The organism is Microbulbifer yueqingensis (assembly GCF_900100355.1).
Lineage (GTDB): Bacteria > Pseudomonadota > Gammaproteobacteria > Pseudomonadales > Cellvibrionaceae > Microbulbifer > Microbulbifer yueqingensis.
Genome location: NZ_FNFH01000005.1, coordinates 16254 through 39243 on the forward strand (window position 1 = coordinate 16254; position 22990 = coordinate 39243).

A 22990-nucleotide genomic window follows, 5' to 3' on the forward strand; every position below is an offset into this window, starting at 1 on the left:
ATACGCCCAGCGTGAGGCGCACTAGTTGATTACCGTGATCTCAGTGTCCGCGCGAACGCACGGAACGGAGGATTCCCGGCGCAATAGAGCCATCGAACGGCCTACGGCTCAGGGCCACTGGTCCTCACCGCCCGGCCAGGGCTCGGCCTCCTCTACAGGAACATCGCCTTCGTCGCGGCGCCGCAGTTCCTCGCGCCGGCGCTCCTCCTCTTCCAGGCGCTCCTGCAGCAGCCGCCGCTCTTCCTCGGCGCGGCGCTCCTCCTGCTGCCAGAGGTCTTCCTGGCGGATCTCTTCTTCCTCATCGGGTGGCAACTGCAGTGGCTCGTCCTCCCAGCCGGGCTGCTGCAGCTCGTCGTCGCGCCGCAGCTGTTCCTGCAACTGGCGCTCGCGTTCGCGCTGGCGCTGTTCCTCCTCCGGGTCGACGCCCCAGCCGGGGGTCATTTCCTGGCGGGGCGCGGTCTCGTCCTGGCTGTCGCGGTCATCGCCGAACAGGTCGCGGAACCAGCGGAAGCGCTCGCGTCCGCGACATTCGGGCGCCGGCTCCAGCTTCGTCTCGTAGGAGAACGGGAGCTCGGTCCCACCTTCACAGTATTCGGGGTTCATATACTGGCCGCGCTCGTTCACCGGCTTGTATTCCACCCCGCGCGGCGGCTCGACCCGACCGTGGCGATGGGGCAGCTTGCGCATGATCTCCGCCCAGATGGTCAGGGCACCGGTGGCGCCGGTAAGGCTGGTGCGCTCGTTGTCGTCCCGGCCCAGCCATACCACGGCGGTCACATCCGGCGAGAAGCCGGCGAACCAGCTGTCGCGGTAATCGTTGGTGGTCCCGGTCTTGCCGGCGAAGGCGACGCTGCTGGGCAGGCGGCGCATGGCGCTCTTGCCGGTACCCTCACGCATTACCTCTTCCAGCGCGAAGCGCAACAGGTAGGCCGGCACGGCATCCACTCCCCGGTTGCTCCGGCGACGGAAACGCTGCACCTGCTCCCCATCCGCATTCGCCACCGCCAGCAGCGTGCGCGGCTCCACGTGCTCGCCCCCATTGGCCATGGTCTGGTACATGCCGGCCACTTCGAACGGGGTCAACTCCACCGCCCCGAGCAGCATCGCCGGCACCCGCGGCAGGTCGGCCTGCACCCCCAGCCGCCGGATGGTCTGGCGTACGTTCTCGAGACCCAGGTCGAGCCCCAGGCGTGCCGTGGCCTGGTTGTACGACTTGGCCAGGGCCAGGTAGAGGGGCGTCGGGCCGTGGCTCCGGTTGCCGAAATTCGACGGCATCCACACCTGGCCGTTGTCGCCTTCGACGCGGATGGGCGCATCCTCGATGGGCGTCGCCAGGCTGTACTGGTCCGGGCGCTCCAGGGCGGTGAGGAAGACCGCCGGCTTGATCAGTGAACCCACCTGGCGACGTGCTTCCAGGGCACGGTTGAAGCCGGGATAGTTGGGGCGACGGTCGCCCACCATCGCCAGTACATTGCCGCTGTTGTTGTCCAGCAGGACGGTGGCCGCCTGCAGGGAATCCGCCTGGATGCCCCGGTCCTTCTCGATCTGCTCCGCGCGCTCACTTACGGCATCCTCGGCAAGTTTCTGTACCGACGGCGACAGGGTGGTGTAGATCCGCAGGCCGGCCGTGCGCAGCTCTTCATAGGAGTAGTAGGGCCGCAGCTCCTCCAGCAGTCGCTCGGTAAATGCCGGATAGGGGTTCTGGGCGGCCGCGCCGGCGCTGGCCACATCCAGTGGGCGCGCGCGGTAGTCCTCATACTGCTCGGCCGTGATCAACCCCTGCTCCTTCATCACCTCGAGAACCGTATTGCGGCGTTCGAGCGCCCGCTTGGGGTGGCGCCAGGGATTGTAGTAGGAGGCACCCTTGGCCAGGCCGACCAGCAGGGCCATCTCGTGGGGCTCGAGGGTATCGAGGGGCTTCTGGAAGTAGAACTCGGATGCCAGGCCGAAGCCGTAGATCGCCCGGCTGCCCTGCTGGCCCAGCCACACCTCGTTGATGTACTCCTGCAGGATATAGGGCTTCTCGTAGTGGAGCTCCATGAGGATGGCCATCAACGCTTCGTTGATCTTGCGCTGCAGGCTGGGCTTGTGGTCGAAAAAGATGTTCTTGACCAGCTGCTGGGTGATCGTGGATCCCCCCTGCACCACGGCGCCGGCCTTGATATTGGCGATCATGGCCCGGGCTATGCCCCGGGGAGAGACACCGAAGTGGTGGAGGAAGTCCTGGTCCTCGACGGCGATCAGGGTATTGGCCAGCAGCGGCGGGATGTCGGCGAAACGCACCGGGTTGCGGTCGTCGCCACCGCCGAGCAATGTGCCGATCGGCGCCGCATCGAGGCGGAATTCGCGGATCTTGTTGCCGGCCTCGTCGCGCAGGTTACTCAACTCGTCATTGCGCAGGCGGAAGGTCACCTGGGCGGCGGGCTCCCGCCCGTCGGCGTGGGCAAAGTCCCGGCGCCAGACACGGAACTCCATGCCTTCGCGGTGCCACTGCCCCGGTTCGGTAAGGGGCTTCTTCTCCCGGTAACTGAGGGCGTCGAATTCCGCCATCAACTCGTCCGGGCGCAGGGCCATACCCTCACGCAAAACCAGCGGGCGGGCAAAAACGCGCGCCGGCAGCTGGTACTGGCGACTGTCCAGTCGCTCACGAAGCTGCACATCGAGATAGACCATATACGCGGCCAGGGCCAACACCCCGACCAGGGCCAGCAGGCCCAGCCGGACCATCCAGCGGTGGAGCCTTCCCGGGTTTGACGACTTCGCGTGCCCGCGCTTCTTCGATGCCATAGAGATGAAGTACCAATCCAATACGTAAACTATAGATAGGGTAAGCGACCTGCTGTTCCCGCCAGACCAACCGGGAGCGCAGCACCCGACCTGCGTGGGCCTTTATAAGCGCTCCGCCACGCTTGTCAAACCCGCCCGGCTTGCACTTGCCCCGGCGGCGGCCATAATGCCCCCTGAATGACTGCCAGATCCATCCACAGACAAGGAACACCATGCACCAGTACGATCTCTACGGCATTGGCGCCGCCCTCCTGGACACCGAAATCGAGGTCAGCGATGGTGACCTGCAGTCTCTCGGTGTCGACAAGGGCGTGATGACCCTGGTGGATGACCGGCGCCAGGCGCAGCTGGTCGGCGAGCTGAAGGATCACCTCGTGACCGCCAAGCGGGCCTGTGGCGGCTCGGCAGCCAATACCATCATCACTTCCAGTTACCTGGGATTGCGCACCTTCTACTCCTGCAAGGTAGCGGATGACGACAACGGCGACTTCTATCTCGCCGATCTCGCCAGCGCGGGTGTAGCCTACCCGGCCACCCTGGACCAGGCGGAGGCCGGCACCACCGGCAAGTGCCTGGTGCTGATCACACCGGACGCGGAGCGCAGCATGAATACCTTCCTCGGTATCAGCGGTGAACTGTCAGTGGCCGAACTGGACCGGGAGGCCCTGCGCGCCTCCCGCTGGAGTTACATAGAGGGCTACCTGGTTTCCTCGGAAACCGGTCGCAGGGCCGCCGTGGCACTGCGCGAGGAGGCCGAGGATGCTGGCGTAAAAACCGCGCTCAGCCTATCCGACCCCGCCATGGTCCAGCTGTTCCGCGATGGCCTGCAGGAAATGATCGGCGAGCGCGTGGAGCTGCTGTTCTGCAACCGTGACGAGGCCCTGGGGTTCACCGGGGAGGACTCCCTGGAAGCCGCTACCAGGGCGCTGGCCCGATACTGCCGCAGCTTCGCCATCACCCTGGGCGGGGATGGCGCACTGCTCTGGGACGGCGAACACCAGTACCGCGTGGCCGCTCCCGCAGTGCACGCCATAGACACCAATGGCGCCGGCGACACCTTTGCCGGCGCATTCCTCTACGGCCTTAACCGGGGCATGACTTTTCCGGAAGCGGGTAAACTTGCCTGCCGCGCGGCGGCGCGGGTAGTGAGCCAGTATGGACCCCGCCTGCGCGCCGGCCAGTACGGCGACCTGCAGCAACAACCGGAACTGGCAGAGGGCAATGGCGGGACAGCGGGCTGAGCCGGTCAGGAATCAGACGCCTGCGGGGGAAAGGGCGCGGCGGGAGCAATTCCGAAGCCCTGGGCGTAATCGACCCCCATCTGCTGCAGTTTTGCCATAAGTTCCGGGGTCTCCACGTATTCTGCAATCGTGCTGATGCCCATCCGCTTGGCCAGGTGATCGATGGTGCTTACCATGGCGCTGTCGATCTCGTCTTCGAGCATGTTGCGCACGAAGCTGCCATCGATCTTGAGGTAGTCCACCGGCAACTGTCGCAGGTACGCGAGCGAAGAGGCGCCCTGGCCAAAGTCGTCGAGAGCGAAACTGCAGCCAGCCGCCCGCAACCTGTGAATAAAGATCAGGGCGCGCTGGAGATTATTGATGGCACTGGTCTCGGTAATTTCAAATTGCACGAGCGACGGCGCCACCCCCGCGTCAGCCAGTTCGGCCAGCACGTAATCGGCAAATGACTCATCGCCGAGGCTGAGCCCGGAAATATTGACGGCGTAACTCGCCGCCTCTTTGCCGGCAGCCTGCTCACTTGCCATTTGCCGGAATACGCGGCGGATCACCCAGCGGTCCACCTCCTCGATCAAACCGTAGCGCTCGGCCGCCGGCAGGAACATGCCCGGGGGTATCACATCGCCATCGCGCCCGCGCATCCGCACCAGCACCTCGTAGTGATGCACGGCCTGCTCACCCGCGAGGCTGACCACCGGCTGTCGGTGCAACAACAGGCGGTCGTCCCTTAAAGCCGCGTGGATTTCCTGTACCCAGATGGTTTGCCGGCGCTTTTCGAGCACCTTGCGCGAATCGCTGAAAAGTTTCACCCGATTGCGCCCCTGGTCACGGGCCGCCGAACAGGCGTCGTTGGCTGAAGCGAGCAATTCGCTGGCAGAGGACGCGTGGCTGTCGACGGTGACCGCGCCGATGGACAGGGCCACCCGGCTGTCGCTGCCCTCCCACTGGAAAGAGAATCCCTTCACCGCCTCGCGCAACCGCAGCACGACCCGGCGAGCCTCCTCGATGGAGCAGTCTCGCAGGAGGATGGCGAATTCATCGCTTCCCACCCGCGCAAACAGGTCCCCACCGGACAGGCAACGACCCAGCAATTCCACCAGCTGCACCAGCAACTGGTCGCCGGCGCGGTAACCGAGGGTGTCGTTTACCACCTTGAACTGGTAGACATCCAGGTAGAGCAGTACATGATGGTGACGCTTGTCCAGGCAGCGGGAAAGGGTCGCCTGCAATTCAGATTCAAACAGCTGGCGGTTGGGAAGGCGGGTCAGTGCATCGTGGGTATTCTGCCAGCTGAGTCGCGACGAGATCCGGCGCGCGGCCGACGTGTCGCGAAGGATGATGACGTAACTCTCCACCGCTGGGCCGTCCTGCACCGCGCCGACCCGCACACTGACAGGCGCCGGGGCCTCGCTGCCGCCGGGACGCTGCAGGTACGCGGTCAGCTCCAGGGCGCCGGCAGGGTCCCGGCCGGGGGTTGCCGACAGGAGCGGCGGAAGCCGCTCGCCGCGACCATTCCAGAGCGGAAGTTGCTCATCCAGTGGCTGGCCGGGGACCAACCCCGAAGGATCGCCGGTCAGCTCGCCCACCAGTGGATTGCAGTAGGTAATACGGCCCGCCCCATCAGTGATCAACACCCCGTCTGCGACCTCTCCCAGCGCCCTCTCCGCTGCCGACAGGCTGAAACTGGAGCCAGGCGCGAACGGGTCTTCCACCAGGGGCAAGGCCCCCAGGTCGGTCACGGATTTGCGGTCGAAATCACTCAAAGCTACGGGCTCATTTTCATGTCCGGCTTCCCTGTGCAACAGGCCGAGCCTGCGGCCGCCTCGGTCAGAGGTTGGCGCGCAAGAATGCCTTGAGTTTTTCATCCTCGAAGGCCCGCTGCAAGGTCGCGCTGAGAAGGCCATTGATACGGCCCTCGACCTCCTCCTTGGCCGGCTTGATCAGGTTGCGGTCCTTGCCACTGGAACGATAGTTGCCATAGTAAGTCGCCCCACCGATTGTCACCGCCAACTGCACCTCGGCAGAGGAGTCCACCTTACTGGTCAGCAGCTTGTTCGGGCTGGTGTATTTCAGGCTGGTGAGACTGGCCACCACCTGTACATCGGCACCGCTGAAGACCGGCTCGAAGGACCAGGCGCGGAAACCCTCCTTAACGGTGTCTGCGAGCGCGTCTTCGACATTGTTAGCCAGCTGCACCTGGGACTGGTCGGCATAGATGCCACCCAGCGAACCCAGTCCGCCGCCCGGGAGCTTGTTCTGTCCCTGCACGCTGACGGTAAAGCCGGTGCCAAACGCCTCCGGTGCCACCTCGACCTGGGGGCGCACCTGTACCTGTACGGGACTATGGGCACAGGCGACCAGGGTGACGGCCAGCAGACTGATCAATAGTTTTTTCATCGATACCTCCGGTTTTGTGAATATTTTGCCTTTGGCGCAACGGAATCCGGGCCCGGCAGGGTCAGCCGTGGTCGTGGTGAACGCCATCAGTGATTGCCCGTACCGGCAGCCCCACTTCAAGCACCTCTCCGTCAGCGAAATACAGCCGAAGTTGGACTTTCCTTCCCGCCCGCAGTTCAGCCCCGCTCAGCATCAGGTGGATACCCCCGGGGGCCATGGTGATCTCGCCTCCCGGTGGCAGTTCCAGCGCCGCCAGGGGCCTCATACGACTGATTCCCCCCTCGGTAACCGTACTGTGTATCTGCACCCGCGCGCCTCCGTGCAGGGGTAGCTCTAACCGCTGCAGGCTACGGGCGCTGTTGCCGGTGTTGCGCAATGTCAGGTAGGCCGCGGACATGCTGGCGCCCGGTAGCGTCTCGCGCGCGTACCCCTCGACATCCAGTCCGGCCGACGCCAGGGCAGGCACGGACATCGCAGCCAGCAGCAGGCCGCGCAGTGCTGTTTTCACGAAGCCACCTCTCATGCCCTCAGTTCCCCATGGCGCCGGTCAGAATTACCTGGGGAGCTCCCCCCAGCCTGATATCCCCGCGCACCCGATAGCCGGGGACCGCCTCGCGCAGCTGCTGGTAGATCCAGCGCCCCTCTGCATCCTGGCGCGCCACGATAATGATGCGCTGGTTCTCGCTGCGAATACGCCGGGCCAGCTCCTGTAGCTGGCTTACCAGCTCGGGGGACTTCGCGGACAATGCCGCCGGGGACAGCGCAATGGTCTCTCCCTCAGGCAGGCCGGCGCTGGCCTGCCGGCGCTCCCGGGCCAGCTGCGCGCGCACTTCTGCCACCAGGGGGTTATCCGGTGCCAGCTCATCGGCCCGGCGCAGGTAAGTAGTCACTTCGCCGAAGGACCGCCGCCGCAGGGCATCCCGTGCCCGCTCCACGAATTCGATCACAATAGTCTGGATACCGCTCGCGGCGCGGCGGTTGTCCGGGTCCAGCTGGCGCACCCGCAGGTAATAGTCATAGGCGCTGGCACCGGCAGGCTGGGTGAGAAACCCCTGCCTCTGGGCGGCATCGGCCCGGGCGAGGAAGAACTCGACATTCCGCTGGCGGATCTCCTCCGGCGTTGGGCCGGCCGGCTTTGCGGCCTCGGGCAGCGGCACCGCCCTCGCCGGCGGGACCGCGGGCGTGGATACACAACCAGCCAGCCAGCTGGCGAGAAGACTCACACCCAATAAGCGAATCCCTCTTGACCTCGACAAGCCGATCTCCCTCTGTGTCTTTTTTGTACCGTTTTTTTGCACCGCAGTGACCGTTATACTGCTTCCGCCGGCGGTTCCGCAACGAACCGGAACCGGCCCGCCCGGTCAGATTAATGCTGACTGTAACCAATGTGAACTGTGATGACTGTGATGACCAACGGGTTCCCCAAAAATTTCCTCAACCTTGTGATGCTGGTCGCCCTGCTGGTGACAGCTGGTGCAGCGAATGCCCAGACTTCACAGTCACCTTTTGCCGGTCCCGCCCCGGGCGCCAGCCTGGACAGTGAGTTCCTGCCCGTGGACGAGGCTTACCGGCAGGACTTCCTGTTCGGCAGCTCCGACGCCAGCATCATTTTCCAGATCGCGCCCGGCTACTACCTCTACCGTGACAAGCTGGCGCTCTACCGTGTCGAGGGAGAAGAGCGCAGCGAACTGCCGCTCGACCTTACCGACGGCGAGGTGATCTGGGACGACTATTTCGAGAAGGAGACCGAGGTCTATCGCCAGCAGCTGGAGATTCCGCTTCCGCAGGCGAGCGGCACCGCACGCATCGAGCTGCATTACCAGGGATGCGCAGATGCCGGCCTCTGCTACCCGCCTCAGACCCGCGTGTTCGACGTGGATTATGGCAGCGGATCGGTAGTACCGGTAAACAACACAAGCTTTTCGCCCCCCGCCGGGCCAGCGGCGGACGGCGACGACTCCGGGATCTCGCTCGGATTCGCGCTGCTGGCGGCGTTCATCGGCGGGATGATCCTCAACCTCATGCCCTGCGTTTTCCCGGTCCTGTCGATCAAGCTGCTGGCGATCGGGGAGGCAGCGCATGCCCCCTCGCAGCGTCATGCCCACGGCTGGGCATACAGTGCGGGCGTCATCGCCAGTTTCGTCGGCATTGCGGCGCTGATGCTGGCGCTGCGGGCCGGCGGCGAAGCGATTGGCTGGGGCTTCCAGTTGCAGTCACCGGTACTGGTAGCAGCCCTCGTCTACCTGTTCTTTGCCATGGGCCTCAGCCTTTCAGGGGTCACCGAGTTTGGCACCCGGCTTATGGGGCTCGGCCACAGCCTCGGCGACAACCAGAACCTGCGCGGTTCCGTCGCCACCGGTGCGCTGGCCACTGTAGTGGCCAGCCCGTGCACCGCGCCGCTCATGGGATCTGCCCTGGGCTTCGCCGTGACCCAGCCCGCCGCTGTGGCACTGTCGGTATTTGGCGCCCTGGGCGCCGGGATGGCCGCCCCCTTCCTGGCGCTCACCTACGCTCCCAGGCTGGCCAGGCTCCTGCCACCGCCCGGGCCCTGGATGGACAAATTCAAGCAGCTGCTGGCCTTCCCCATGTACCTGACCGCGGTCTGGCTGCTGTGGGTACTTGGGCGCCAGAGTGGCAGCGACGGCGTGGCACTGGTACTCGCCGGCGCGGTGGCAATCGCTTTTGCCCTCTGGCTTTGGCCGCGCCCCCAGTGGCAGTGGGGCAAGGGCAGCGTGGCACTGGCAGCGGCTGCCCTCGCGATCGCGCTGCTGCCGCGCCTGGATACCGTAACAGCCACCACCACCAAGTCCGGTTATTGGCAGACCTATTCGGCGGAGCTGCTCGAGAGCGCCCGCGCCCAGGGCAAGCCGGTACTGGCCAACATGACGGCGGCGTGGTGCATCACCTGCCTCGCCAACGAAAAAGTAGTACTCTCCAGCGATGACATCAGTCGCGCCATCGAGGACCTGGGGGTCGTTGCGCTGAAGGGGGACTGGACCAACCAGGATCCCCAGATCAGCGCACTGCTCGCCCGCTATGGCCGCACCAGCGTGCCCCTCTACCTCATCTACCCCGCCGACGGCGGCGAGGCCCGCATCCTGCCCCAGGTTCTCACCCGGCAGGGTGTGCTCGAGGCACTCAACACCGCCGCGGGCGTCGCCCCCACCAATCAGTCATGACCGCCCGGTCTCTATGGCCATAGAGACCGGGAATCCCGCCACTCACACGCCTTTCCAAGCTGATTTACCGGTAAATTTCGGCGATCTGCACCCAACGTCAATAAACTGTGGCCCAGAGCATGGACAGAGGGTCATTTTTATTGCACACTCGCCGCGAATATGGGCAATCGGTGCGAAAACGTGACGTTTGCCGGCAAGTTAGCCAATTTTCGCTATTGTTTTGTGACCGTTTCACGCTTTTTCTTCAGGACAGGCTATGGCACACCTCCTTCTGTTGCACGGACCCAACCTCAACCTGCTGGGCACGCGGGAACCGGCGGTTTACGGGGCGACCACCCTGGAGGAGATCGACCGCGCGGCGCGCGAGCAGTGTGCGGCTGCCGGCCATCAACTGGAGACATTGCAAAGCAATAGCGAAGCGGAGCTGATCGAGCGGATTCACGCCGCGGGCCGCCAGGGCGTCGCCTGCATCGTTTTCAATCCCGCCGCTTTCACCCATACCAGCGTGGCCCTCCGCGACGCGCTGGCGGCAGTGGGCATCCCCTTCATCGAGGTGCACCTGTCAAATGTTCACGCGCGAGAAGAATTCCGCCGCCTCTCATATTTTTCCGACCTGGCCCGGGGAGTCATCTGTGGCTTCGGCCCGAAGAGCTACACCCTGGCGCTGGAGGCGGCGCTGCAAGACCTTTAACCGACCAGACAACTCTTTCACCCACGACTGCGAGTGAGAACAGAACTATGGATATCCGCAAGATAAAAAAACTGATTGAGCTGCTAGAGGAATCCGATATCGGCGAGCTCGAAATCAAGGAAGGCGAGGAATCGGTGCGCATCAGCCGCGGTGTCAGCGGCCCTGTGCATGCAGCACAGCCTATGCCCGCACCGGTGGCCGCAGCGCCCGCCGCCCCGGCACCGGCTCAGGTGCCGACTTCCAGTGCGGAGGAGCCCGAGGAAGCCGTACCGGCGCTGACTGGCCACGCCATCAAGTCGCCGATGGTAGGCACCTACTACGCAGCCTCCAGCCCCGGCGCCGAGCCGTTCGTTAAAGTTGGCCAGCAGGTCAAGGTGGGCGATGTGGTCTGCATTATCGAAGCGATGAAAATGATGAACCAGATCGAGGCGGACAAGGCCGGCACCATCGAGAGCATCCTGGTTGAGGACGGCCAGCCGGTAGAGTTCGACCAGCCGCTCGTCACCATCGTCTGACCGGGATAAGCCAGCATGTTTGATAAAGTACTGATTGCCAACCGGGGGGAGATCGCGCTGCGCATCCTGCGCGCGTGCAAGGAAATGGGCATTTCCACCGTTGCCGTTCACTCCCAGGTGGACCGCGACCTCAAGCACGTGCGCCTGGCTGACGAGGCAGTGTGCATCGGCCCCAACCCCTCGCCGCAAAGCTACCTGAATATCCCCGCGATCGTCTCGGCCATGGAAATTACCGACGCTGTGGCGGTACACCCTGGCTACGGCTTCCTGGCTGAGAATGCGGATTTCGCCGAACAGGTGCAGAAGAGCGGCTTCACCTTTATTGGCCCGGACCCGGACGTGATCCGCCTGATGGGCGACAAGGTATCCGCGATCGCGGCCATGAAGAAAGCCGGGGTTCCCACGGTCCCGGGCTCCAACGGCCCGCTGCCGGAGAACGGGGAGCGCTGCCTGGAGATTGCCCGCGAGGTCGGCTACCCCGTGATCATCAAGGCAGCTGCCGGCGGCGGCGGTCGCGGCATGCGCGTTGTGCATACCGAAGCGGCCCTGCTGAACGCGATTTCGGTAACCAAGTCCGAGGCTGGCGCCGCTTTCGGTGACAGCACGGTGTACATGGAAAAATTCCTGCAGAACCCGCGCCACGTGGAAATCCAGGTGATGTCCGACGGCCAGGGCAACGCCATTCACCTGGGCGACCGCGATTGCTCACTGCAGCGCCGCCACCAGAAGGTTCTGGAGGAAGCTCCGGCGCCGGGCATTCCCGATGATGTGCGCCGCGATGTGCAGCAATCCTGCGTCCAGGCGTGCATCGACATCGGTTACCGTGGTGCGGGCACCTTCGAATTCCTCTACGAGGACGAACGCTTCTATTTCATCGAGATGAACACTCGCATCCAGGTAGAGCACCCGGTCACCGAGATGGTCACCGGCATCGACCTGATCAAGGAGCAGATCCGGGTCTGCGCCGGAGAGAAGCTGTCCATCCGCCAGGAGGACGTGGTAATCCGCGGGCACGCTTTCGAGTGCCGTATCAACGCCGAGGATCCCAGGACCTTCTTCCCCTGCCCCGGCAAGGTGAACAATTTCCACACCCCCGGCGGACTCGGCGTGCGGGTGGACTCGCACCTCTACTCGGGCTACACGGTGCCGGCCAACTACGACTCCATGATCGCCAAGGTCATCACCCACGCTGAGGACCGCGAGTCAGCGCTGGCGCGTATGCGTGTTGCCCTGTCTGAGCTGATCGTCGACGGCATCAAGACCAATATCCCCCTGCAGGAGGACCTGGTGCGCGACGGCGCCTTCGCCGCTGGCGGGGTAAATATTCACTATCTTGAGAAGAAGCTCGGCCTGTAAGCCGGACTCGCGGGGCCCCTGGCCCCGCGAGCCTTGCCGGCAATCCGGCCGGTTCGCCCCTACACTTTATCCTCCCCAACCAACACCCACCGGAAGACTATGCCCTGGCTCCAACTCCGCGTAGACACCAGCCGCGATCAGGCTGAACAGATAGAGGATGCCCTGCTGTTCGCGGGTGCGGTCTCGGTCACCCTGCAGGACAATGCCGACCAGCCGATCCTGGAGCCCGGCCTGGGCGAAGTCCCCCTGTGGGATGAGACCCGCGTTACAGGGCTCTTCGATGCCGAGGTGGACACGGGCGTGGCGGAGGCGAAAGCGGCTTCGAGTCTCGGCGAGCCCCTGCCCAACGCGCGCTGGGAACAGCTGGAGGACAAGGACTGGGAGCGGGAGTGGATGGCCCACTACAGCCCTATCCAGTGCGGTGACAACCTGTGGATCTGTCCCAGCTGGTGCGAACCCCCTGCGCCACAGGCAGTCAACCTGATGCTCGATCCCGGCCTGGCTTTCGGCACGGGCACCCACCCCACCACCTTCCTCTGCCTGCAGTGGCTCGCCCGCGAGCAACTCGAAGGCACCACGGTGGTCGACTTCGGCTGCGGCTCCGGGATTCTCGGCATCGCCGCCCTGCTGCTGGGCGCGGCCAGTGCCCGGGGGACCGATATCGACCCGCAGGCACTGCGGGCCAGCCGCGACAATGCCATCCGCAACGGGCTGGAGCCGGAGCGCTTCCCTGTTTACCTGCCGCAGAAGATGCCGCGCGAGCCCGCAGACCTGGTGCTGGCCAATATCCTCGCCGGTCCCCTGGTGGAGCTGGCACCCGAACTGGTTGAGCTGACGCGCGTTGGGGGTCGGCTGTGCCTGTCAGGCATCCTCGCCTCCCAGGCGGAGAAGGTCCGCGAGGCCTACAGCGCCTGGGTGGAATTCGAGCCGGACGGCCGGCGTGAGGAGTGGGTGCGCCTCAGCGGCACCCGCGTACGCTAGCAAGCGCCCGCTTACCGGCGGTTACACGGCCTTGCTACGGAAGTCGCCCCGCGCCTAAACTTGGCGACCGAATAATTTCTGCCAGAGTCGAATGTCGCAACTCGTTACCCGCTGCCCCCACTGCAGCACATCCTTCCATGTCAGTGAACAACAGCTGCGCGCCGCGCGCGGCGCGGTGCGCTGCGGCTCCTGCCTGCAGGTGTTCCGCGCGGATGAGAATATCGTTTTTGCCGAGAGCGAGGTGGACTCGGACAAGGACCTCGAAGCGCTGCTCGAAGACGACGATTTCCTCATCCACGACGACATCCTCCTCGATGAGGACGAGCAACCCACACCACCGACCGTGGCCACTCCCGGCCCGGAAGCAGGAACTTACCGCGATGACGAAGAGCAGCCACTGATCGGCGATGCCTTCGGGGAGACCCAGTGGGAAGAATTGGACGGTACGCCTGATGCCGCCGCAGCAGGCATCCAACCCGAAGATGAAGATACCTCTGCCTTTCCCGACCGGCCCGACCAGGAAGAGGAATCCAGCGGACCGGATAGCGACTTCCCCGGGCACGGGCACGAGACCCCGCCACGGGGAGTGCCTGCGGCTGGAACCGCGGCTCACCACGAGGATGTGGCCGCCAGCGGTCCGGGGCGAATTACGCCCGACCACATCCCGGAGCGGGAGAGGCTGATTTCCGCCATCGAGCCGGCCCCGCTGGAAGTGGGCTGGCCCCCAAACGGGCGTCGCCGCGTACCGGGCTGGCTGTGGGGACTGCTGGCGCTGGTACTGGCACTGGCCCTGGTGGTACAGCTGGGCTACTACCGGTTTGACACCTTCGCGCGGCAGCAGCCCTGGCGCAGCCTCTATGCGCAGTTGTGCCCGCTGCTGGACTGTGAGCTCCCCCAGCTCGAAGACCTGCGCGCCATCCGCACCTCCAATCTTGTGGTGCGCAGCCATCCGGATATCGAGGGCGCCCTGGTGGTGGACGCGGTGCTGCTCAACACGGCGGACTTCCCCCAGCCGTTCCCGGACCTGCTGCTGCGCTTCAGCGACCTGAAGAACCAGCCGGTCGCGAGCCGGAAGTTCGAGCCGCGGGAATACCTCCAGGGCGAACTGGCAGGCCGAAGCCAGATGCCCCCCGGCAGCCCGGTGCATATCGCCATTGAGATCGTGGATCCCGGCCGCGAGGCCATCAACTATGAGCTGCTCACCACCCGTTGACCCCGGGAGCGCTTATCGAGCGGCCGCATTGGCTCCTGGAACCACATTAATTGCGCAATCATCGACCTAAATGCATAGCCCGCGACCAATTTGCACGGTTTTTCGCTTTTCCAATCGCGGGGCAGCGGCTATCATAGGCGGCTCTTTTGACGCCTGATCCCGCGGAGCATGTCTTGTCGAGCCAGATCGCCATCGGCCCCTACGTTATCGGCAACCCGGTAATCCTGGCGCCAATGGCGGGCGTTACCGACCGCCCGTTCCGCCAGCTGTGCCGGCGGATGGGCGCGGGCCTGGTGGTCTCGGAGATGGTGACCTCGGACACGCGCCTGTGGAACAGCCGCAAATCGCGCCTGCGCCTGGATCACACCGGGGAGGCTGCCCCGGTTTCCGTGCAGATCGCCGGGGGCGACCCCGGGATGATGGCCGATGCAGCGCGGGAGAATGTGCGCCGCGGCGCCCAGATCATTGATATCAACATGGGCTGCCCGGCGAAGAAGGTGTGCAAGAAGGCAGCGGGGTCCGCGCTGCTGCGGGATGAGAAGCTGGTCCGGGAGATTCTCGAGGCGGTAGTCGGCGCAGTGTCTGTGCCGGTGACCCTGAAAATCCGCACCGGCTGGTGCACGGAGTCCCGCAACGGAGTGCGGGTGGCCAGAATGGCCGAGGATATCGGTATCTCGGCCCTCGCCGTACACGGAAGGACCCGCGCCTGTGGCTACCACGGACAGGCCGAATTCGATACCATTGCCGAAATTGTATCCAGGGTGGGAATCCCGGTTTTCGCCAATGGGGACATAACCGGCGCAGAGCGGGCCCGCGAGGTGCTCGACTACACCGGAGCCGCTGCAGTAATGATTGGCCGGGCAGCGCAGGGACGGCCATGGATTTTTCGGGAGACAGCCCACTACCTCGCCACCGGCGAGCGGCTGCCCGAGCCCTCAGCGGAAGAAGTCAGGGACATTTTGCTCGCCCATTTGGGTGAATTACACCGTTTCTACGGTGAAGTGATGGGGGTCCGTATCGCCCGCAAGCACGTGGGCTGGTACCTGAAGACACTCGCGGACAGCGAGTCCTTTCGTAAGACCTTTTTCCAAATTGAAAGCGCAGAAGCACAACATGCCAGCGTTCACGAGTGGTTTGAACGCCGAATAACGAGAGGGGCACAAGCGGCATGAACAATGAAGCAATCATTCCGGACACAGGCAACGATGAAGAGGTGTCTGCGGGGGGGCAGACGCAACTCCAGCAGCCGCAGCAACAATCCCTGCGCGATGCGGTTGAGCACGCGATGGAGAACTACTTCCGCCACCTCGACGGCCAGATGGTCACCGATGTCTACGACATGGTGCTGTCCGAGATTGAAGCGCCTATGCTGGAAGTGGTGATGAAGTACACCCGCCACAACCAGACCCGCGCGGCACAGCTGCTCGGCCTGAACCGCGGCACGTTGCGCAAGAAGCTGAAGCGTTACGGCCTGCTCTGAGCAGCGGCGCCCGGCGCACCAGATACCGCGAGGGGGGATGGGGACACTCATCCCCCCTCACTATTTACTGTAATCCTGTTTTAGCGGTACCGGATTCACCGGTGCCCGGCCATTGACGGTGCCAGGGGCACCAACTCCTTTTCAGAAAGCAAACGGACCCAATGTTATGACTGACAAGGTTGCGATTCGCCGCGCGCTGATCAGCGTGTCGGACAAGACCGGAATCGTGGAATTTGCCCGCGAGCTGGACGCTATGGGCGTCGAGATCCTCTCCACCGGGGGCACACACCGCCAGCTCAAGGATGCCGGCATCGCGGTAGTGGAAGTTTCCGACTACACCGGCTTTCCGGAAATGATGGACGGACGCGTCAAGACCCTGCACCCCAAGGTCCACGGTGGCATCCTCGGTCGCCGGGGCACCGATGACCAGGTCATGTCCGAGCACGGCATCACCCCCATCGACATGGTGGTAGTAAACCTCTATCCCTTTGCCCAGACAGTGGCGAGGCCCGACTGCACCCTGCCCGACGCCATCGAGAATATCGATATTGGCGGACCGACGATGGTGCGCGCTGCGGCCAAGAACCACCGGGACGTCGCGATCGTGGTCAACGCCGCTGACTACGACAGCATCATCACTGAAATGAAAGCCAATGACGGAGCCCTGGACCAGGCGCACCGCTTCGACCTTGCGGTCAAGGCCTTCGAGCACACGGCAGGCTATGACGGCGCCATCGCCAATTACCTGGGCTCCATCAAGGATGGCGAGAAAGAGCCCTTCCCGCGTACCTTCAACAGCCAGTTCATCAAGACAATGGACCTCCGCTACGGCGAGAACCCGCACCAGAAATCGGCCTTTTACGTGGAGGCCGAGCCGGCCGAGGCCAGCATTGCCACTGCCGAGCAGCTGCAGGGCAAGGAACTCAGCTACAACAACATCGCTGATACCGACGCGGCGCTCGAATGCGTCAAGGCCTTCGACGAGCCGGCCTGTGTGATCGTCAAGCACGCCAATCCCTGCGGCGTGGCCATCGCCGACAGCATCCACAAGGCCTACGACATGGCCTTCGCAACTGACAAGGAATCCGCCTTCGGCGGCATTATCGCTTTCAACCGCGAGCTGGACGGCGAAACTGCGAAGGCGATCGTCGAGCGCCAGTTTGTCGAGGTAATCATCGCCCCGAGCATTTCCGCAGAGGCGCGCGCCGCCGTAGCCGAGAAGAAGAACGTGCGCCTGCTGGCCTGTGGCGAGTGGAGCGGCGAGCGCGCCCCGGCCCTGGACTACAAGCGCGTCAATGGCGGCCTGCTGGTGCAGGAGCGCGACGACGGCATCGTCACGGTCGCTGACCTGAAAGTGGTCAGCAAACGCCAGCCTACCGAGGCGGAAATCCGCGACCTGCTGTTCACCTGGAAGGTGGCGAAGTTCGTCAAGTCCAACGCCATCGTCTACGGCCGCGACGGTCGCACCATCGGCGTCGGTGCCGGACAGATGAGCCGCGTCAATTCAGCGCGGATTGCGGCCATCAAGGCCGAACATGCCGGCCTCGAGGTAGAGGGCTCCGTAATGGCCTCCGACGCCTTCTTCCCCTTCCGCGACGGCATCGATAACGCTGCCGGCGTCGGCGTCAGCTGTGTGATCCAGCCGGGCGGCTCAATTCGCGACGACGAGGTGATCGCCGCCGCCGATGAGCACGATATGGCCATGGTCTTTACAGGCATGCGCCACTTCCGGCACTGAAGCCCCGGGCCGGGTTCTCCCGGCCCGTCACGACCCCGGAGCGAATCCGCGCTAGAATAGCGCACTGACTCCGATCCTATTCAACCGGCCGACACAGGGGAACTTTAGGATGAATGTATTGGTAATTGGCGCCGGTGGCCGCGAGCACGCCCTGGCCTGGAAGGCCGCCCAGAATCCCGCGGTCGATACCGTTTTCGTGGCGCCGGGCAACGCCGGCACCGCCCGCGAGCCCGGCCTGCAGAACGTGGCTATTGGCGTTGACAACTTCTCCGCCCTGGCAGAGTTCGCCGAGGCCAACAATGTGGAGATGACCATTGTCGGCCCCGAGGCGCCGCTGGTGGACGGTATCGTCGACCTGTTTAATAGCCGCGGCCTGGCCATCTTCGGCCCCACCAGGGCTGCAGCCCAGCTGGAGGGCTCGAAGGCCTTCACCAAGGACTTCCTCGAGCGCCACCAGATTCCCACCGCCGCGTACCGCAACTTTACCGAGATCGAGCCGGCAGTTAACTATATCCGCGAGCAGGGTGCCCCGATCGTGGTCAAGGCGGACGGCCTGGCCGCGGGCAAGGGCGTGATCGTGGCCGAGACCGAGGAGCAGGCGGAACTGGCGGTACGCGACATGCTGTCAGGCAATGCCTTCGGTGAGGCCGGCTGCCGGGTGGTGATCGAGGAATTCCTTGACGGCGAAGAAGCCAGCTTTATCGTCATGGTGGATGGCGAACATATCCTGCCGATGGCCACCAGCCAGGACCACAAGCGGGTGGGTGATGGCGATACCGGTCCCAATACCGGTGGCATGGGCGCCTACTCCCCGGCGCCGGTGGTGACCGACGCGGTCTACCAGCGCATCATGCGCGAAGTGATCGAGCCCACCGTACGCGGCCTGGCTGAAGAAGGCATGCCCTACACGGGATTCCTGTATGCCGGGCTGATGATCAGCGCCGACGGCACCCCCAAGGTCATCGAGTACAACTGTCGTTTCGGCGACCCGGAAACCCAGCCTATCATGATGAGGCTGAAGTCAGACCTGGTGGAACTCTGCCGGGCAGCAGTAGAAAAGCGCCTTGACCAGGTGAGCGTTGAATGGGACCCGCGTCCGGCCCTGGGCGTGGTACTGGCCGCACACGGCTACCCCGGCAGCTACCGCCGTGGCGACGCCATCTCGGGCCTGGAGCGTGCTGACAGCGAAAACGCCAAGGTATTCCACGCCGGCACCGCGCTGGACGGGGAGCGGGTGGTCACCAGCGGGGGCCGGGTACTGTGCGCCACCGCACTGGGGGATACCGTGGCCGAGGCCCAGGCCAATGCCTACACTGCCGCCCGCGCCATCCACTGGGACGGTGCCTTCTACCGCAAGGACATCGGCTACCGGGCGGTAGAACGGGAACAACAGACCGAAGCCTGAGGGGAGTGACCGCCATGCCCAGAGAGCGCCAACTGTCCGGCCTTGACCGCCTGCTGCTGCAGGCGGATCGTGCCCTGCGCACCCTCAGCCCGGGTGCACCCTCCCATCCGCGCCCCAGTCCGGCACGGGGAGTGGAAGAGGCCGAGCTCAGTGATCGCGAGCGTCGCCACGCCGCCGGCCTGATGCGGGTGAATCACAGCGGTGAGGTATGCGCGCAGGCCCTGTACCAGGGACAGGGCCTGACCGCGAAACTCCCCGACGTGCGCGAGGAAATGGAACGTGCTGCCGAGGAAGAGGTGGATCACCTGGCCTGGTGCGAGCAGCGACTGCGCGAGCTGGACAGCCGGCCGAGCCTGCTCAATCCCCTCTGGTACGGCCTGTCTTTCGGCCTCGGCGCCGCGGCCGGCAAGGTCAGCGACCGGGTCAGCCTGGGGTTTGTCGCCGCCACCGAGGAACAGGTCTGTAAGCACCTGGACAGCCACCTCACCCGGCTGCCGGAGCAGGATGCCAGGAGCCGGGCCATTGTCGAGCAGATGCGCGAGGACGAGGCCGAGCACCAGCACGCAGCGCTCGCCGCGGGCGGCGCCCGCTTCCCCGCCCCCGTAAAGGGACTGATGTCGCTGGTCTCCAGGCTCATGACCTCCGCCAGCTACCGGCTGTAGCTGTTACACGGATCCCGGAAGGCCGGACCCCGGGAGGCTCAGACCTCCTCAATCCGGTAGCGGTGCACGATTTCCACACCGGCGTTCTTCAGCATGATGGAGGCGGAGCAGTACTTGTCCGCCGACAGCTCCACGGCCCGGGCCACCTGGGTCTCCTTGACGCCCCTGCCGCGAACCACGAATTCCATCTCGATGCGGGTGAAAGGGGCTGGTGTCGCGTCGGGGCGCTCGCCGGTCAGTTCACAGTGGCAGGAGACAATGTCCTGGCGGGCTTTCTGCAGGATGGTCACAACATCGTAGGAGGCGCAACCGCCGGCGCCCAGGAGCATCATCTCCATCGGGCGGATGCCGTTGTTCTTCTGGCCACCCTCCATGACCACCGAATTGCCACTGCCAGCCTCACCGACAAACGTGACACCATCGACCCAGGTTACTCTGGCCTGCATTGCCTGCTCCTTCTGAAAAAATCGGGAGCAAAGCTTATCACAGGGGAACTCCAGGGCGTCCCGGGAGTCACTATGAATTATGTTTCCAGCCTTTTCGTGGCCCCTTAATGCGGTATAGTAGGCAACTGTACTGACCGCCCTCGCTCGAGCTCCGTTGTGAGCCACCAGTCACCTGCTGCAAAAGCAGTTGGCACCGGTACGGTGGTTCAGGTCACAACGCGGGCGATTACTGCGTGGGGCCACTGTCGCAGGCCGGCTTTTACAGCGATAATTCGCCGGCATCGCTATGACTGCGCTCCCGGTGGGGATCAGGCACAAATTTAAGAATAAGGAGTAGATCCGTGACGGTTGCTACCGAAGATTCCATGACCACAGGCAATATTGAAGATTTCCTCGCGCATTGCCACCGGCGTCGCTACCCGGCCAAGAGCACCATTATCTATGCCGGCGATCGCTGCGAGTCGCTGTACTTCATTATGCGCGGTTCGGTGACTGTCCTGATCGAGGATGACGAAGGGCGCGAGATGATTGTCGCCTACCTGAACGATGGCGACTTCTTCGGCGAGATGGGCCTGTTCGACCAGGATACCCGCAGCGCCTGGGTGCGCACCAAGACCGAGTGTGAGGTCGCGGAGATCTCCTACAGCAAGTTCCAGGAACTGACCCGCCAGCACCCCGAATTCTTGTTCTCCCTGGCCACGCAGATGGCCAGCCGCCTGCGCAACACCACCCGCAAGGTGGGCGACCTGGCATTCCTGGACGTCACCGGCCGGGTGGCGCGCACGCTGCTCGACCTGTGCAACGAGCCCGATGCCATGACCCACCCCGAGGGGATGCAGATCAAGATCACGCGCCAGGAGATCGGCCGCATCGTCGGCTGCTCGCGCGAAATGGTAGGCCGGGTCCTGAAGACACTCGAGGAACAGGGACTGGTCTCGGTCAAGGGGAAAACCATGGTGGTCTACGGTACCCGCTGACCGGCAGCAGCCGAGTAAGACAAAAAAGGGCGATCCCTTCCGGGATCGCCCTTTTTTTTGTCGATCGCGCGTCGCGATCAGTTGAACATTTCCAGCAGCTTGCGTCCCGGCTCCGGCTCGCGCATAAAGGCTTCCCCCACCAGGAAGGCGTGGACATCGTGTCCCCGCATTGCCGCTACATCGTCAGTGGTGTGGATGCCGCTCTCGGTAACCACGATGCGATCATCCGGGATCTGCTCCAGCAACTGGAAGGTGGTTTCCAGCTGCACGTCAAATGTATGCAGGTTGCGGTTATTGATCCCCACCAGCCGGTTGGGCAGCACCAGGGCCCGCTCCAGCTCTTCGCGGTTGTGCACTTCCACCAGCACGTCCAGGCCGAGGTCCCGGGCCAGCGTATTCAGGTCGCGCAGCTGCGCATCGTCCAGGCAGGCGGCTATCAGCAGGATACAGTCGGCGCCCAGGGCCCGCGCCTCATATACCTGGTAGGGATCGACAGTGAAGTCCTTGCGCAGCACCGGCAGGCGCACGGCATTGCGCGCCTGCTGCAGGTATTCGTCCGCGCCCTGGAAAAAATCCACGTCGGTCAGCACCGACAGGCAGGCGGCACCGCCACGGGCATAACTGCTGGCGATCTCCGCCGGAATGAAGTCCGGCCGGATCACCCCCTTGCTGGGCGACGCCTTCTTGATTTCCGCGATCACCGCAGCTTCACCGGCGCTGATACGGGCTTCAATGGCAGCGACAAAACCGCGGCAAGGCGGCATCGCCTCCGCCTGCGCACGCAGTTCGGCCTCGGGCACACGTCCCCGGCGCTCGGCAACCTCCTGCCACTTGCGCTCGACAATGGTTTTCAGGATGGTCGGTGTGCTCATGATTTTACGTCCTCCGGACGAAAGGCGCTGGTGAAGGCTGCCAGGTCGTTGATCTTCTCTCCAGCAAGGCCGCTGGCGATCGCATCCTGCGCCATCGCCACCCCCTCCGCGGCAGAGGCGGCGACCCCGCTGACATAAATTGCCAGGCCTGCATTCAGGGCCAGCATATCGGCTGCCTTCTCACCCGCCTCGGTCTCGCGCTTGCCAAGGGCATCGCGGATCAGGGCGAGGGACTCAGCAGCGCCGGATACACCCAGCCCTTCCAGGTTGCGCCGCTCGATACCAAAACTCTCCGGTCGCAATACCAGCTCACGCAGCTCGCCACCCCTGAGTTCGACCGCATGGGTGTCCGCAGCGATACTCGCTTCATCCAGGCCGTCATCACTGTGCATGACCAGCACGTGCTCCGCACCAAGATTCTGCAGTACCTCGGCCAGTATCCGGCAATAGCGACGCTCATAGACGCCGATAACCTGCCGGCGCACCCCGGCAGGGTTGGTCAGGGGGCCGAGCACATTAAAGATGGTGCGCAGCCCCAGGGCCCGGCGCGGGCCCACCGCGTGGCGCATGGCACTGTGGAAACTCGGCGCGAACATGAAGCCGACACCGATGGTTTCGATACAGCGTGCCACCTGTTCCGGTGACAGCGGCAGGTAGATGCCCGCCTGCTCCAGCAGGTCGGCGGCGCCGGTGCTGGAGGAAACCGAGCGATTGCCGTGTTTCGCCACCCGGGCACCGGCGGCGGCGGCCACAAAACTCGCGGCACTGGAGACATTGAACAGGTTGGCGCCGTCGCCGCCGGTACCGACGATATCGACCGCATGGGTAAGATCTATATCGACGGGGGTGGCCAGCTCCCGCATGACCTCTACTGCCCCGGTGATTTCTTCCACCGTCTCTCCGCGTATTCGCAGTGCGACCAGCAGGGCACCGATCTGCGCCTCCTCTGCCTCACCGCGCATGATCTGCCCCATGGCCCCGCGCATCTCTGCACGGGTTAGATCCTCGCCCTCCACTAACCGGGCAATGGCCTGCTTGATGTCCATAGCT

General features: G+C 64.3%; 21 protein-coding genes. 13 read left to right on the forward strand and 8 right to left on the reverse strand.

What is annotated here, in order from left to right; translation table 11 throughout:
* Nucleotides 1-108: 108 nt before the first annotated feature.
* A complete protein-coding gene (gene mrcB, locus BLT26_RS12040) occupies nt 109-2787 on the reverse strand; it encodes a penicillin-binding protein 1B (RefSeq protein WP_091515209.1) in 2679 nt (892 codons plus the stop codon).
* A 212-nt stretch (nt 2788-2999) separates the two neighbouring features.
* On the opposite strand from mrcB, the gene BLT26_RS12045 reads away from it, so the two are divergent.
* On the forward strand, nt 3000-4028 hold the full coding sequence (locus BLT26_RS12045) for an adenosine kinase (protein WP_091514453.1): 1029 nt from the start codon (nt 3000-3002) through the stop codon (nt 4026-4028).
* Between the two features lie 5 nt (nt 4029-4033).
* Here BLT26_RS12045 and BLT26_RS12050 read toward each other — a convergent pair whose 3' ends face one another.
* The 4 genes from BLT26_RS12050 to BLT26_RS12065 form a co-directional block, all read right to left on the reverse strand.
* Nucleotides 4034-5791, reverse strand: coding sequence for an EAL domain-containing protein (locus BLT26_RS12050; protein ID WP_245720697.1), 1758 nt, complete (start codon nt 5789-5791; stop codon nt 4034-4036).
* A gap of 64 nt (nt 5792-5855) precedes the next feature.
* The gene (locus BLT26_RS12055; RefSeq protein WP_091514459.1) at nt 5856-6425 is read right to left on the reverse strand and encodes a YajG family lipoprotein; all 570 of its coding nucleotides are present in this window, start codon (nt 6423-6425) and stop codon (nt 5856-5858) included.
* 61 nt (nt 6426-6486) lie between these two features.
* A complete protein-coding gene (locus tag BLT26_RS12060) occupies nt 6487-6933 on the reverse strand; it encodes a copper chaperone PCu(A)C (RefSeq protein WP_175453107.1) in 447 nt (148 codons plus the stop codon).
* Nucleotides 6934-6952: 19 nt separating this feature from the next.
* On the reverse strand, nt 6953-7648 hold the full coding sequence (locus BLT26_RS12065) for an N-acetylglucosaminyltransferase (protein ID WP_245720706.1): 696 nt from the start codon (nt 7646-7648) through the stop codon (nt 6953-6955).
* 174 nt (nt 7649-7822) lie between these two features.
* Here BLT26_RS12065 and BLT26_RS12070 point away from each other — a divergent pair, with 174 nt between their 5' ends.
* The 11 genes from BLT26_RS12070 to coq7 all read left to right on the forward strand — a co-directional run bounded on the left by BLT26_RS12070 (nt 7823) and on the right by coq7 (nt 19645).
* Complete coding sequence (locus BLT26_RS12070) at nt 7823-9604, forward strand: protein-disulfide reductase DsbD family protein (protein WP_091514468.1); 1782 nt, start codon at nt 7823-7825, stop codon at nt 9602-9604.
* Nucleotides 9605-9860: 256 nt separating this feature from the next.
* Nucleotides 9861-10295, forward strand: coding sequence for a type II 3-dehydroquinate dehydratase (gene aroQ / locus BLT26_RS12075; RefSeq protein WP_091514471.1), 435 nt, complete (start codon nt 9861-9863; stop codon nt 10293-10295).
* 47 nt (nt 10296-10342) lie between these two features.
* Nucleotides 10343-10810: an acetyl-CoA carboxylase biotin carboxyl carrier protein gene (gene accB, locus BLT26_RS12080; RefSeq protein ID WP_091514474.1), complete on the forward strand. Its 468-nt coding sequence runs from the start codon at nt 10343-10345 to the stop codon at nt 10808-10810.
* A gap of 15 nt (nt 10811-10825) precedes the next feature.
* Nucleotides 10826-12166 carry an acetyl-CoA carboxylase biotin carboxylase subunit gene (gene accC / locus BLT26_RS12085; RefSeq protein ID WP_091514477.1) on the forward strand — a complete coding sequence of 447 codons (1341 nt, stop codon included), beginning with the start codon at nt 10826-10828 and terminating at the stop codon, nt 12164-12166.
* A 99-nt stretch (nt 12167-12265) separates the two neighbouring features.
* Complete coding sequence (prmA, locus tag BLT26_RS12090) at nt 12266-13147, forward strand: 50S ribosomal protein L11 methyltransferase (protein ID WP_091514480.1); 882 nt, start codon at nt 12266-12268, stop codon at nt 13145-13147.
* A gap of 91 nt (nt 13148-13238) precedes the next feature.
* A complete protein-coding gene (locus tag BLT26_RS12095; RefSeq protein WP_091514483.1) occupies nt 13239-14360 on the forward strand; it encodes a DUF3426 domain-containing protein in 1122 nt (373 codons plus the stop codon).
* A 233-nt stretch (nt 14361-14593) separates the two neighbouring features.
* The gene (gene dusB, locus BLT26_RS12100; protein WP_245720707.1) at nt 14594-15532 is read left to right on the forward strand and encodes a tRNA dihydrouridine synthase DusB; all 939 of its coding nucleotides are present in this window, start codon (nt 14594-14596) and stop codon (nt 15530-15532) included.
* Nucleotides 15529-15840 carry a DNA-binding transcriptional regulator Fis gene (gene fis, locus BLT26_RS12105; RefSeq protein ID WP_091514490.1) on the forward strand — a complete coding sequence of 104 codons (312 nt, stop codon included), beginning with the start codon at nt 15529-15531 and terminating at the stop codon, nt 15838-15840. Before dusB ends, fis begins: the two co-directional genes overlap by 4 nt.
* Before the next feature lie 166 nt (nt 15841-16006).
* Entirely contained in the window at nt 16007-17578 is a 1572-nt protein-coding gene (gene purH, locus BLT26_RS12110) for a bifunctional phosphoribosylaminoimidazolecarboxamide formyltransferase/IMP cyclohydrolase (RefSeq protein WP_091514494.1), read from the forward strand.
* 109 nt (nt 17579-17687) lie between these two features.
* On the forward strand, nt 17688-18983 hold the full coding sequence (gene purD / locus BLT26_RS12115) for a phosphoribosylamine--glycine ligase (protein WP_091514498.1): 1296 nt from the start codon (nt 17688-17690) through the stop codon (nt 18981-18983).
* A gap of 14 nt (nt 18984-18997) precedes the next feature.
* Complete coding sequence (coq7, locus tag BLT26_RS12120; protein WP_091514501.1) at nt 18998-19645, forward strand: 2-polyprenyl-3-methyl-6-methoxy-1,4-benzoquinone monooxygenase; 648 nt, start codon at nt 18998-19000, stop codon at nt 19643-19645.
* 38 nt (nt 19646-19683) lie between these two features.
* Here coq7 and BLT26_RS12125 read toward each other — a convergent pair whose 3' ends face one another.
* Entirely contained in the window at nt 19684-20091 is a 408-nt protein-coding gene (locus BLT26_RS12125; protein WP_091514505.1) for an OsmC family protein, read from the reverse strand.
* A 341-nt stretch (nt 20092-20432) separates the two neighbouring features.
* Between BLT26_RS12125 and crp the strand changes: the two genes are divergently transcribed.
* Nucleotides 20433-21068, forward strand: a complete 636-nt coding sequence (crp, locus tag BLT26_RS12130; RefSeq protein ID WP_281245474.1) for a cAMP-activated global transcriptional regulator CRP — start codon at nt 20433-20435, stop codon at nt 21066-21068.
* A gap of 77 nt (nt 21069-21145) precedes the next feature.
* Here crp and trpC read toward each other — a convergent pair whose 3' ends face one another.
* Entirely contained in the window at nt 21146-21940 is a 795-nt protein-coding gene (trpC, locus tag BLT26_RS12135) for an indole-3-glycerol phosphate synthase TrpC (protein WP_091514511.1), read from the reverse strand.
* A complete protein-coding gene (gene trpD / locus BLT26_RS12140; RefSeq protein ID WP_091514514.1) occupies nt 21937-22986 on the reverse strand; it encodes an anthranilate phosphoribosyltransferase in 1050 nt (349 codons plus the stop codon). Before trpD ends, trpC begins: the two co-directional genes overlap by 4 nt.
* Between the last annotated feature and the right edge of the window lie 4 nt (nt 22987-22990).